At 46.0% G+C, this 11995-nt stretch carries 11 protein-coding genes; 3 read left to right on the top strand and 8 right to left on the bottom strand.

The window, feature by feature from the left end:
- Positions 1-139: 139 nt before the first annotated feature.
- The 4 genes from QUA54_RS22850 to QUA54_RS22835 form a co-directional block, all read right to left on the bottom strand.
- Positions 140-1177, bottom strand: a complete 1038-nt coding sequence (locus QUA54_RS22850; protein WP_333416418.1) for a patatin-like phospholipase family protein — start codon at positions 1175-1177, stop codon at positions 140-142.
- Positions 1178-1252: 75 nt separating this feature from the next.
- Complete coding sequence (gene mtnB / locus QUA54_RS22845) at positions 1253-1888, bottom strand: methylthioribulose 1-phosphate dehydratase (RefSeq protein WP_333196659.1); 636 nt, start codon at positions 1886-1888, stop codon at positions 1253-1255.
- 190 nt (positions 1889-2078) lie between these two features.
- Positions 2079-2747 carry an HAD-IB family phosphatase gene (locus tag QUA54_RS22840; protein ID WP_333416417.1) on the bottom strand — a complete coding sequence of 223 codons (669 nt, stop codon included), beginning with the start codon at positions 2745-2747 and terminating at the stop codon, positions 2079-2081.
- Between the two features lie 266 nt (positions 2748-3013).
- Entirely contained in the window at positions 3014-3847 is an 834-nt protein-coding gene (locus tag QUA54_RS22835; protein WP_445301574.1) for a Crp/Fnr family transcriptional regulator, read from the bottom strand.
- A gap of 356 nt (positions 3848-4203) precedes the next feature.
- Between QUA54_RS22835 and QUA54_RS22830 the strand changes: the two genes are divergently transcribed.
- Complete coding sequence (locus QUA54_RS22830) at positions 4204-5184, top strand: DALR anticodon-binding domain-containing protein (RefSeq protein WP_333416416.1); 981 nt, start codon at positions 4204-4206, stop codon at positions 5182-5184.
- Positions 5185-5285: 101 nt separating this feature from the next.
- On the opposite strand, the gene QUA54_RS22825 is transcribed toward QUA54_RS22830, so the two are convergent.
- From QUA54_RS22825 to QUA54_RS22810, 4 genes are all read right to left on the bottom strand, one after another.
- Positions 5286-5588, bottom strand: coding sequence for a DUF4079 domain-containing protein (locus QUA54_RS22825; protein ID WP_333416415.1), 303 nt, complete (start codon positions 5586-5588; stop codon positions 5286-5288).
- The gene (locus QUA54_RS22820) at positions 5554-6714 is read right to left on the bottom strand and encodes an ATP-binding protein (protein WP_333416414.1); all 1161 of its coding nucleotides are present in this window, start codon (positions 6712-6714) and stop codon (positions 5554-5556) included. The genes QUA54_RS22825 and QUA54_RS22820 overlap by 35 nt, the downstream gene beginning before the upstream one ends.
- Positions 6711-7082 carry a response regulator gene (locus QUA54_RS22815; RefSeq protein ID WP_333196667.1) on the bottom strand — a complete coding sequence of 124 codons (372 nt, stop codon included), beginning with the start codon at positions 7080-7082 and terminating at the stop codon, positions 6711-6713. The genes QUA54_RS22820 and QUA54_RS22815 overlap by 4 nt, the downstream gene beginning before the upstream one ends.
- A 402-nt stretch (positions 7083-7484) precedes the next feature.
- On the bottom strand, positions 7485-8948 hold the full coding sequence (locus tag QUA54_RS22810) for an ATPase domain-containing protein (RefSeq protein ID WP_333416413.1): 1464 nt from the start codon (positions 8946-8948) through the stop codon (positions 7485-7487).
- Positions 8949-9045: 97 nt separating this feature from the next.
- Between QUA54_RS22810 and QUA54_RS22805 the strand changes: the two genes are divergently transcribed.
- Both QUA54_RS22805 and QUA54_RS22800 read left to right on the top strand, forming a co-directional pair.
- A complete protein-coding gene (locus tag QUA54_RS22805) occupies positions 9046-10362 on the top strand; it encodes an FAD-binding oxidoreductase (RefSeq protein WP_333416412.1) in 1317 nt (438 codons plus the stop codon).
- A 174-nt stretch (positions 10363-10536) separates the two neighbouring features.
- Entirely contained in the window at positions 10537-11946 is a 1410-nt protein-coding gene (locus QUA54_RS22800) for a (Fe-S)-binding protein (RefSeq protein WP_333416411.1), read from the top strand.
- Positions 11947-11995 lie beyond the last annotated feature (49 nt).

The raw sequence follows: 11995 nt of genomic DNA, 5'->3' as shown, positions 1-11995 counted from the left end.
TTTCAGTTGGCCTGCCCTGCGGTTGGTGGGTTATACCATTTTAGATTTTAGGTTTGACATTGGGACTGGTTGATTATGCGGTAATCATCAGTCATTTCCAATTATTCAATTCTAAAATCTAAAATCTAAAATCCTATGACTACTCGGCAAGCAACAAGTCGATAAACTTATCCAACTGTTCATTATATTTTTCGGCTTGATCTTTGCCAATTCTCAACAGTTCCGATATCTTCCCTTCCGAGGCATCATCAATCGGCAGCGGTTGTTCGTGGCTCAAATCTGGACTAATTCTCAAATATTGATTCGGTCTTTCAACCGCATCATAAATTTGAATTATTTGATAATTTACAGTTTCCGCAACTCCGGTCATCATGATATTAATTAAAGGCTCAACCCACTCTACTTGACCCCAATTTTTTACATCTTCGTAGGGGAATTTTTTCTGAGCTTCTCCCGTCCCCAAGGATAAAATTACCATATCTTTTGCTGTCGGCCCTTTGTCGGGGCGATCGTCAGGAATTCTGAATTTATTTCTAACTTCAGCATAGGCACAAAGCGCGGGATTGTTTGCGAAAACTCCCCCGTCAATTAAAGCGTAGGACTCGTTTGTCAAAGAGTAGATTTTGGTAACTTCAAAGTAAGAGGGAGCTGCCGATGTGGCTCTGGCGATATCTCTAATAAAATAGTCTTCTGCTGGATATTGTAGAGCATCTATTTTATCGAAAAAGTGAGCTTTTCTCCTTTCGATGTCGTAACTGCAAATTAAACAAGGTTTCAGCAGTTCGCTGAGTTTGCAATCTCTAAAGTTTTCCAAAAAGAATTGTTCTAAACGATCGCTGGGATATTTCTCATCTATCAAACCGTCTATAGATTTGAGTTTTTGCCAAAATGAACTCTTAAAAACGTCGCGGCCGCTCTCAATTGAAAAATTAAGAGCGTCTTCAGCCGACCACCGAGGCCTGGTGGGATTTTTGGCATCGGGACACAAATAGATGCAAGTTAAAATTCCTCCCGCACTCGTGCCGGCGATTAAATCAAAATAGTCAGCTATTCTCGCATCTGGGTTGCCGCTTTTTTGTTGCAGCTTTGACTCAATGCTAACTAAAACTTGCGCGGGTATAATCCCTCTAATTCCCCCTCCATCTATGGATAAAATTCTGGTATATTTAGCCATCATTGTTGCCTATTTTCGATGTTTGCTGGTTTCCTACTCTCAAATTCCCAAGCCTCCGAATTCATGCACCGCTCAATCTCAGCTATCCCATCTTAAATCTAAATTTAATTGGCGGGCTGCGATCGTATAGCGAAAAATGTATTCTACAATTTCTACGTAATTGTAGGCGGCGGCTGGCGAGTCTGCCCAGACTGTGATGCCGTGATCGCGAATTAACAAAGCTGGTACAGACGGCGCACAAATGGCAAAGAATTCGCAAATTGCCTTGGCTATTTTAGGGACTTCCAAATAATTTGCAAATAGGGGTATCGCCACCTGCGGGTTTTCCTCCCATACCCCCAAACCTTTCAGCATTTCGATCGCGGGTAAAGGCACTGCATCTCCTGCTGTTAGCCGAGAAACTAAATTTGCCTCGATCGAGTGCACGTGATAGCAAGCTTTAGCGTCTGGAAAACAATTGTAAACGGCTAAATGAATGCTGGTTTCGGCCGAAGGGCGGCTGTGCGGAACAGGTTGCTCGACAATTGCGCCGTCTGAGTTCATTCGGATAAAATCTTCTTCAGTTAACTGCCCTTTGGCGCGGCCGCTAGCAGTAATCCAGAAAGTGCCATCTGGTAAGCGGGCTGAAAGATTGCCAGCAGTCCCAACCATCCAACCGCGATCGTAAAAATGTTTGGCTGCTGCAATTAAATCCGATCTCAAATCGCCACTCATTCTTTACAAATCCTCAGCTTTTAATCTACTTTTTACGTTAATAGGAATTGCCCTGCCCTATCTAAAAGTAGGGTGATACGTGCAAAGCTTACCAATACATATAGCTCTAAACGTAGGGTGCGCCACAAGCAACTTACTAAATACACATACCGCATAGTGCGATTTTTTTGGCGCAATTCCTAGTTGAGTTTCAATTCCATTTCTGGGACAAACTTTCCAACACGTCAAAAAAATTATCCCATTTAGTATAAGGCTTTTGCTGTTCGTCTAGATACTCGGCAAGCCGATCGCGCGCAAACACCGACGAAGCCTGCAAAGCCATATTAAAATCCGTCAGCGAATCTCCGATCGCCACTTGTTCCTCGGCCGGGTGCTGGCCCATCACCCGCACCTTAGACACCAATTCCGTATCTCCTTCAAACTCAGAATTGACTTGCAAGCGAGGGCCGCTAGCGTCCACATCCACAGCGTAAATAACGCTCGCCCGGTGTACCAAATCGCCCATTACCGTCTCTACCATGACGCGAAGACCACCGGACACGATCGCAAAATCTACCTTTTTCTCGTCCAAAAAATCCAGCAATTCCAACAATCCCGGCCGCATCAGCCTTCCCCTAGAAAATTCCACAATTTCCCCGTAACATTCCGAGGGAATAGACTCTAGTAACTGTCGCACTCCCGATCGCAAACTCAGCCTTCTAGCGTATATTTCAGGCATCAGTTGAGACGACAGTTCCGGTGCGAAATGCTTGAGCATTGCCACAAAAGTTTCTTCAACAGTTATCGTGCCGTCAAAGTCGCAGAATACCACCCGTTGCTGATTGTTCGGGATTGAAGATTTTTGCTTGTCATCGGTCATTCGATTTTAGATTTGAGATTTTGGATTTTGGATTGACCCCACGGATAAATTCGGGGGCTTGATGATTTTAGATTTGAGATTTTGGATTGATTCCACGGATAAATTACGTGGCGGGTACCATCAAGAAATTTTTGGTCATTGTCAGTCGCACAAGAGAGAGAACTGGAAAAGTTTACACAATTTCTCGTACACTGTCGAGCGACAGACACCCCGACAGCCAAAAACTAATAGCTGCGCGCAGTGTTTTGGCAATCGTCCGGAGGATTTTATGCAGATTCTTCGAGAGAATCTTCATCTTCCAGGGAATCTTCCAGAGAATCTTCATCTTCCAGGGAATCTTCCAGAGAATCTTCCAGGGAATCTTCTAACTCCTGCTTTTGGTTTTTTGTCTTTTGGGGGTTAGACTTAGCCGGCAAACAGATTAAATTATCATCCTCAGTATTAATCAAACCTTTCGATCGCAACTTACCCATCAGCCGCGTCACCGTCACCCGCGTCGAGCCGATCGCGCTGCCAATTTGAGCGTGAGTCAAGGCCCAAGGCAGCCGGTAGCCCCGAACCACGTCCGGTTCGCCGTCACCTACGTAAGGTTCGCCGAACTCTTCGATCAACAAAGTGAGAAATCCCAGCAGTCGGTCGATCGTCCGGCGCTGTCCCAAAGTGCTCAGCCAGAGAAGTTTCCGCTGGTGTTGGTAGCGAAACGCATCCAAAATTTCCCTGCGGAAGTGAGGCCAATTATCTAAGTCGTGCCAGTACATCCACACTACGTGAGTTTGATCGGCGTGGGCGTAAGCTTGGAGAGTAAACGGAGACTGAGCAACGAGTTCAAAGGGCTGACCGGCGCCGACGAAGCCCAAAAAAGCTTCTTCTGTAGTTTTGTCAACGGATTTCGACTTCCCCGTCGCAGCGCTAACTTGAGCGCTACCTACGAGTCGCACAGAACCTTTCTGGACTAAATACAGCAGTCCGGGTCTTGCGGGAATCCGCTCATCTTTGCTAAAAGTCCGGCAGCGGTAGTGTTCCTGGGCCCAGTCGATAATTCGCTGCCAAGTGATAAAAGGTCGATCGATAGTCTCTAGAGGTGTGGAAGTTGATTGCATAGGTGAGGCTCTGGGATATATTTAATCAGTGAGAAAAACAGCTTCTGCCAGCAGTGCGATACAAAGTGAGACCACCCATCCCCGATCGAGCTTGCACGCTTATTAACTGTGCAGACTTTTCTTAGTTTTACCGAAAGATTCAATGTAGCAAAAAATACATCAAAATGGTAGAATTCAGCAAAAAATTTGTCGTAAATTATTGTATATTTAGCCCAAAAATCGCTAGAAAGCAGATGAATTCGATGCAGCCCCGCCCGGAGCAGCCGATCGCCCATCTGTGACATCAGCAGTTTAACGTACAAGAACAGTGCAAGTGGTAACAGTCGATCGTTGCTATTACCGCAGGATGAGCCGATATGGATACAGCAAATCTCTCGCAGTGCCCGGAAGTTACAGTGAAGTGTTTCTTGCTTTCAAGGTTCCAAAGCGCGATCGGCCAGCAGGGGACACTAGGGGAAATTCCGTTAAATCTCATAGGTGGCACCATTCTCAAGAACGGGCAAGATGCCCGTTCCACAAGAGATGAATTTTCTCGCTTCACAGGCATCCTGCCCGCCCATAAAAAGCTTATTGAGAATGGTGCAATATTTCCGTTAAATCGGAGTAAAGATAGCGCGCGGGTGCTGTACGTGTCTGCGATCGCCCTGAAATTGGCTAAAACTTGGCAGCAGACACCGCAGACAATCGCGGCACAGTTGGCCGAAACTCTCCAACCGCTGTGCTACCCAGATTTCGCCGTTAAAGTAGCGCCGGCGGGAATTATTGAGCTGGAGTTGACTGATGCAGGTTTAGCCGTCTGGTTGCAGCGTTTAGCTCAAACAAACCTCCCAGTTCCAGAATCTCGAATATTATCTCCTGTTGTGTCAGCCGATCGGCTGTTTCCGATTCAGTACAGCCACGCGCGCTGCTGTTCCCTGCTGCGAATGGCCCACCGCGATCGGATAATTTCGATCGCGCAGCCAGATGTCCCTACAGCGCCGCAAATTTGGTCGCTGGCGAGTCCAAATCCTATCCCTTGGATTGACGAGGGCGATCGACTGCGGTTAGTGCATCCAGCAGAACGCCGTTTAATATCCCAACTCTTAACAGTGCTAGACAATTTATATCCTAATTTTGAGGTAAAAAACCGCGAACAACCTGTCAATTATTTCAAATTAGCCAATAGTTTGAGCGAAGCATTTCAGATTTTTTACAGCCAGTGCCGAATTTGGGGAGAAGTTAAAATAGAACAGCCCAAACTCGCCCAAGCTCGATTGGGTTTAATATTAGCAACTCAATCTTTGCTGCGATTTATCCTAGAAAATTTGTTTAACGCTATTGCTCCTTTAGAACTTTGAATTAGTCAGTATAAAAAAGTAATAACGAACATAAAATAAAGGATTTTACTGTGGCGCTGTTTCCGACAAGTTTTATTTTTGAAATCGCATTGATAAATGAGTTATTTTTGCCAGCTTAAACAAATGTCCAACAAATAGCGATAACCCGTTACTCTTTGACAGAGAAATAGCAGCAGCGCGATGCAGTTTAAAACAGTGTGAATTTTTCGCCAGCGGTGCGATCGAGCATGATAAATTTCCGCTGCAATTGCCCGCGAAAAAACCCTCAAAAGCGTCCCATCGATGTTGTAATAAAAATGAGCAACCAGCCATTCATCATCTCTGCGAAAAATCCCGTCTTGCAATCCCAATAAAATGCCTGCATCTAGTTTAAGGCGTTGCAGGCGAGAGTTGATCTTGTTCAACTTTTGCGATCGGCAGCGTTACTGTAAATGTACTGCCGACGCCTTCTTCACTGATCAAAGTAATTTCGCCACCGTGCAAGTCTACGCATTTTTTAACAATGCTCAGCCCCAGCCCAGTACCGGGAATGCGACCGACATTTTTAGCCCGATAAAACGAATCAAACAGCCGTTCTTGGTCTGCAACAGGTATGCCAATTCCTGAATCCTGGATCGAAAAAATAGCCTCAGTTTCAGTAAGTTTGAATTCAAAAATTACTTCGGTATTTGGGGGAGAATACTTAATAGCATTTGACAGCAAATTGCCCAGAATGCGCCGGAGCAAGCTTACCTCCAAACACGCGATCGCCGATTGACTGTGATTAACAAAAATCAGCGTCACCGGATCGGTTTGAGGTTTCAACTTCAGGCTGTTCTGAAATTCCACTACCAACTCATTACAAAACTTTGCTAAGTCTAGCGGTACCAAGCAAAACCCGGCTTGTCCTGACTCAACACGGCCGAGCAGCAGAACATCGTCTAATAACTGATCGATACCTTTGGCGGCTGCTTGAGTTTTGTCTAACAGTTCTTGTGTTTTCTCCTCTGTTAATGTCAACTTGTACTTGGTAAGAAGTTGTGTAGTGCCGATGATGAAATTCAAAGGATTGCGAACATCATGGGCAATCATGTACAGCAAAGATGTTTTCATCTCATTGAGCTCTTGGGCTGTTTGCAGAGTGCGATCGAGCTGGTCGTGAGACAATTTGAGAGTTAAAGACAACTGGCGCGATCGCAGCAAAATCTCCACCCGCGCTTGCAATTCTATTTTCTCTATCGGAGCGATAATCAAATCGTCAATACTTTGCCAAATAAATTGCGTTGCCATCCCTACATCCGCTCGGGATGTAATCAAAAGGAAAGGCAAGCATACCGGGTGTTCTGCCTGTTTTTGGGCGGCAACCCATTGCCAGTGGCGTTTCAGCGAAATACCGTCAATTATCGCCAGGTCAAAAGATTGATTAAATGGTAAAAACTCCTCACTATTTTCTGTTGAGTGTGGCAGCAATACCTCATAGTAAACTGCTAGCCATTCTAATAACAGGCGGCGATTTTCTTTCTGTTCGACAAGTAACAAAATTTGACTCACGCAAGTTCTCCTAGCAAGCTGTGAACAATTCCCAGCAAATCTCTAACTATCAAAGGTTTTACTAACATATTCCGAGCACCGTGGCAGAGGCTTTCGTGCTGAATGGCAGCGCTTTGTTTGGGCGAGAGTATCAGAAAAGGGATTTGGTGATTTCGCAGGTGTTCGCAGCAGTCCCAAATCCGGCGGTCGAAACCAGAAATATCTACTAAAGCCATTCCGATCCTAGCAGGCTGACTGATAGCTTGTACAACCTCTTCAAAACTATAAGCTGCGATCATCTGGTATCCTTCTTTGTTGAGAAATTGTGCTAATAGTTCCAAGTTTCGGTGATTGCGGTCAACCGCTAAAATTATTGAGTTTTCAGTCATCTATCAGCTTCCTTTCAATACGGCTTCTACTATTTTAGATTTTAGATTAAAGAATTGAAGAATAGGGAATGACTGATTGTATATGGGTTTGGATCGTGCATAAAGTTGGAGTTTTTTTTATCTGGTATTAGCTTACTTTTCGGCGAGAGATTACATCGGTTCTCAGTTGAGTGAAATACAGTAGGGGTACAGGACACGACCGCGTGCCCTTTGCCCCGACTGTATTTCATAGAATTGAAAACTACACTACGATAAAAGTCGAAAAATACACAAATTTACCAATATATTTAAGTTTTCCAGGACAGAGGCTAGTGGTGAGGTGCGCGGTGCGCACCCTACTAATTTGATTCACGACTGCAAAATTAGCTCCAATTGCCCAAAAACAGCACGACAAGCCCCGATTCAATCTTCATCCGGTTCATCTTCAATCCACACCGGCGCCGAACTCAAAATGCCGCGCAGCCCCCGTATCGGTTTGCTGACTTTGATGCCGTAGCGAGTAATCTCGAGTTCTCGCAAAGTTCTCTCGAAATTGCTGACTCGTTTTTTAATTACTCCGATCGCCTTGCGGATTTCTGTCCTATTATGCAGTTGGCGTTCCAGATAACGTATAAACAGAAGATTATCCGCCAAATAGCTAATCCCGATTTCGGTCAGCCGAAAATCTCCGCTAAGGGCTTCTACCTCATTAATCAAGATAACGGTGACTCCCATATTCTTGAGATACTTGCACAAAGCGTGCAAATTGTTCACCAAATCTTGCCCCTGCATCGAAAGCTGATAGCCAGAAATACTGTCAATCATCACAATCTGCGTCTTTTCCTGCTCCACTTCCTGCCGTACCATACAGGCAAACTGATCCGGCGAGTACAGCAAAGGTTCCACAGGTATCACCGAAAGACTTCCTTGCCCGATCATCGCCCCAACTGGGATGTTAACTGATTCGCAGCGCTGCAGCAGAGTAGAAGTTGACTCCTCAAAAATGTAAACTACCGATCGCTCCCCCCTTCCTGCGGCTTCTTTCATAAACTGAATCCCCACCGTCGTTTTACCCACGCCGCTAGGCCCGCTAATCACCGTCACAGTCCCCCGTTCCAGTCCCCCGTGCAGTAGTTCGTCGATTTCTGGAACCCCAGCAGAAATCGCTTCCGCAACAAAATCCTGTTGAAAGTTGTCCGGAAGCAGTCGCGGAAATACCTCCATACCAGCCTGAGTCAGGCGCAGCGAATGGTGGCCGCTGCGGAAATTGGAGCCTCGCAGCTTGGTGACAGACAGGGTGCGTCCTTCAGGGCGCAGTTCCAAGTAAATTACTCCGTCGCTGATGAATTGCAAATCGTCATCTGGAGCACTTGAAGTGCCTTCGGAGGTGAACACCACCGTCGCCCCCCCTTCCACCAAAAACCGCAGAAAAGACAGAACTTGCTTGCGAAACTGAAACTCATCCGCAGCTAAGTAGCGAAATTGAGTGATCGCGTCCAAAAACACCCGTTGTGGCTTGACAGCTTCGACTCGCTCGATAATCTTTTGTGTAGTCGGTTCTCGCTCCACCTCGGAGGGGGAGAAAATGTCATAAGTCTGAACTTCTGTAAAGAATTCTGAGGATGGGCTCAAATCGAGGAACGCCATCGCTTCAATATCAAAACCGAGAGTTGCGGCATTGGCGCGCAATTGCGCTTCCGGTTCTCCTAAAGTAATAAACAGGGGCGTTTCTCCCAGAGCCACACCTGCTGCCAAAAAGTGAAAGCCAAGTGTAGTCTTGCCAGTACCCGGGCCGCCGCGCACCAGATAAGAGCGTTGAGGAATCAGGCCGCCGCCAATCACTTCGTTGAGACCGGTAATTCCCAGAGAAAGTCGGTTTTGAGACATTTGTTTTTTCATGTTTTGAATATCGGGCCCGTATTAATATTTAATAGTTTTAGGCAGTGTTTTGATGATTTTTTTTACCGGGCGTCTGATAACCTTCATGAAATCTTTTTCTACCGAAAATTACGTTAGCACACAAGAATTAGAAAGTATTGTCGGCAATGCTGGAATCAGTCTGCCGCAGTACACAGAGGTATTTTGGCAAGAACGGATAGAAAAAGCAGTTGCCCCGGGCACGAAAATAGATTGTACCGTTTACCCGAATACTCAGGAAGAACTGGCGGCTGTCATTGCTTGGGCTGGGCAAAATCGCTGTGCAGTCTTGCCTTGTGGCAGTGGCAGCAAACTTGATTGGGGCGGTTTAGTTAAGGGAGTTAATATTGCTGTCAGCACTTCGCGCCTCAATCGGCTTGTAGAACACGCTGTGGGCGATTTAACCGTGACTGCGGAAGCGGGGATGAAGTTTGCCGATTTGCAGCAAATTTTAGCCGCAGCAGGTCAATTTTTGCCGATCGATCCGGCGTATCCGCAACAGGCAACTTTGGGCGGCATTGTCGCTACTGCTGATGCGGGTTCCTTGCGGCATCGCTATCGCGGGGTTCGCGATTTGCTGTTGGGAATTACCTTTGTGCGATCGGACGGTAAAATTGCCGTAGCCGGAGGTCGAGTTGTTAAAAATGTCGCCGGTTACGACTTGATGAAACTGTTTACTGGTGCTTACGGCACCTTGGGCGTCATCAGTCAAGTAACTTTCCGAGTTTATCCGCTGCCTGAATCCTCGGGAACCGTAGTGCTGACAGGGCAAACTAATGCTTTGTCCCAAACCGCTCAAATCTTATTATCCTCTGCTTTGACACCAAGTGCCGTTGATTTGCTGTCACCTGAATTAGTCGCAAAATTAGGCTTAGGAAAGGGCACGGGATTAATCCTCAGATTTCAAAGTATCGCAGAAAGTGTTAAACAACAATCAGCCCGCTTGCTGGAAGTTGGCGAAAAGCTGGGTTTGCAAGGCAGTAGCTGCTGCGAAAATGATGAGCATCAGTTATGGCAAAGATTGCCAGAAACAATGTGGAATTCTGCCACAAAGTCGGCAATTATTTGCAAAATAGGAATCAGGCCGTCGGAAGCTGTAACGGCAATTAACGAATTGCCGGTACAGGACGCTTGGATTCATGCAGGCAGCGGTTTGGGGGTTTTGCGGTTTGAGAATACGACGGCTGAAACGCTGTTGCAGGTACGCAGAGGGTGCGAAGCGAAAGGCGGTTTTCTGACTGTTTTAGCAGCGCCGGCCGACATCAAGCAACAGTTAGATGTTTGGGGCTATACTGGAAGTGCGATCGATTTAATGCGCCGGATTAAACAGCAGTTTGACCCGGAAAATATTTTGAGTCCCCATCGTTTTATAAGCGGTATTTAGTTTAAAGTTTGTAATCAGGACTTGACTCGTTCAGGAGTTCTGTAAAAAGTAGTTTGACACGCTACTTATAGCGGTAATTTTCGCGCTGCAAACCAACATATAAAGGTTCTGCGTAAATTCCATTCAACTGACTAAAATCCTTGTTACGAACCAAAACAATTAGGTAAGATATATATGCAAACTTCAGAAAAATCTCCAGTTCCCAGCGACGATTTAAAACCGGCCAAAGAAAGCAATTTTCTAGCACAAAATCCCCACTTACAAACCCTCGAAATCCCGGGTTTCGACCCCCACAATCCGCCAGACCCGAAATTAATCGATACTTGCGTGCACTGCGGATTTTGCTTATCAACTTGTCCGAGTTATCGCGTACTCGGCAAAGAAATGGATTCCCCCAGAGGCCGCATTTATTTAATGGATGCAATCAACGAAGGCGACGCACCATTAAATGAAGCAACTTCGCAGCATTTCGATACTTGTTTGGGCTGTTTAGCCTGCGTTACAGCTTGTCCGTCTGGAGTTCAATACGACAAGTTAATTTCCGCAACTCGCCACCAAGTTACTAGAAATCAGGAACGCACTTTTTCCGATAATGTAATTCGCACTCTGATTTTTAATCTCTTCCCTTATCCTCACAGATTGCGGCCTTTGCTTGTACCGCTGTTTATTTATCAAAAATTAGGACTGCCAAAACTTGTCCGCAAAACAGGTTTGCTGAAAAAAGTATTTCCCCGCTTGGCCGCGATGGAATCAATTTTGCCGAAAGTTACTGCTGATTCTTTCCGGGATAATTTGCCAGAGGTAATTCCGGCACAAGGCGAAAAACGCTATCGAGTCGGCGTGATTTTAGGCTGCGTGCAGCGGCTGTTATTTTCGCCAGTTAATGAAGCTACGGTGCGAGTTTTGACGGCTAACGGTTGCGAGGTTGTAATTCCGAAAAGTCAGGGATGCTGTGCTGCTTTGCCGGAACACCAAGGCCAAGCGGAACAGGCGAAAGCCTTAGCGAGACAAATGATTGATAGCTTTGAAAATACTGGCGTTGATTTTGTGATTATCAACGCTGCTGGGTGCGGCCACACTTTGAAAGAATACGGTCACATTTTAGCAGATGACCCGCAATATAGGGAGAAAGCTGAGAAATTTGCTGCTAATGTGAAGGACGTGCAAGAGTTTTTGGCAAGTGCGGGAATTACGGCAAAACTCAATCCTTTGATTGAGGGAGATTTGACAATTGTGTATCAGGATGCTTGTCATTTGTTGCACGGGCAAAAGATTAGTTTGCAGCCGCGTCAGTTGTTGCAACAAATTCCGGGGGTGAAGTTAAAAGAGCCTGTGGATGCGGCTTTGTGCTGTGGGAGTGCGGGGGTTTACAATATGCTTCAGCCGGAGGTTGCTGATGAATTGGGAGTGCAAAAGGTGGAGAATTTGCTGAATACTGGGGCGGAGTTGATTGCTTCTTCTAATCCGGGTTGTTCTTTGCAAATTAAGAAGCATTTGGAGTTGCAGGGAAAGGAAGTTACTTTAATGCACCCAATTGAGCTTTTGGATTATTCGATTCGCGGGGTGAAGTTGCTGAGGAAGTAGTTTTGTAGGGCGGGCGGTGTCTGCCCTATTTTCGCTGCTGAGTGAGATT

This window comes from Microcoleus sp. MOSTC5 (assembly GCF_036701825.1).
Lineage (GTDB): Bacteria > Cyanobacteriota > Cyanobacteriia > Cyanobacteriales > Microcoleaceae > Microcoleus > Microcoleus asticus.
This window is presented reverse-complemented; position numbering and strand designations above follow the sequence as displayed.

Excerpts from the sequence above, each read along its gene's own strand:
- QUA54_RS22850 (WP_333416418.1), bottom strand. The coding sequence starts at position 1,177 with ATGATGGCTAAATATACCAGAATTTTATCCATAGATGGAGGGGGAATT.
- mtnB (WP_333196659.1), bottom strand. The coding sequence starts at position 1,888 with ATGAGTGGCGATTTGAGATCGGATTTAATTGCAGCAGCCAAACATTTT.
- QUA54_RS22840 (WP_333416417.1), bottom strand. The coding sequence starts at position 2,747 with ATGACCGATGACAAGCAAAAATCTTCAATCCCGAACAATCAGCAACGG.
- QUA54_RS22835 (WP_445301574.1), bottom strand. The coding sequence starts at position 3,847 with ATGCAATCAACTTCCACACCTCTAGAGACTATCGATCGACCTTTTATC.
- QUA54_RS22830 (WP_333416416.1), top strand. The coding sequence starts at position 4,204 with ATGGATACAGCAAATCTCTCGCAGTGCCCGGAAGTTACAGTGAAGTGT.
- QUA54_RS22815 (WP_333196667.1), bottom strand. The coding sequence starts at position 7,082 with ATGACTGAAAACTCAATAATTTTAGCGGTTGACCGCAATCACCGAAAC.
- QUA54_RS22810 (WP_333416413.1), bottom strand. The coding sequence starts at position 8,948 with ATGTCTCAAAACCGACTTTCTCTGGGAATTACCGGTCTCAACGAAGTG.
- QUA54_RS22805 (WP_333416412.1), top strand. The coding sequence starts at position 9,046 with ATGAAATCTTTTTCTACCGAAAATTACGTTAGCACACAAGAATTAGAA.
- QUA54_RS22800 (WP_333416411.1), top strand. The coding sequence starts at position 10,537 with ATGCAAACTTCAGAAAAATCTCCAGTTCCCAGCGACGATTTAAAACCG.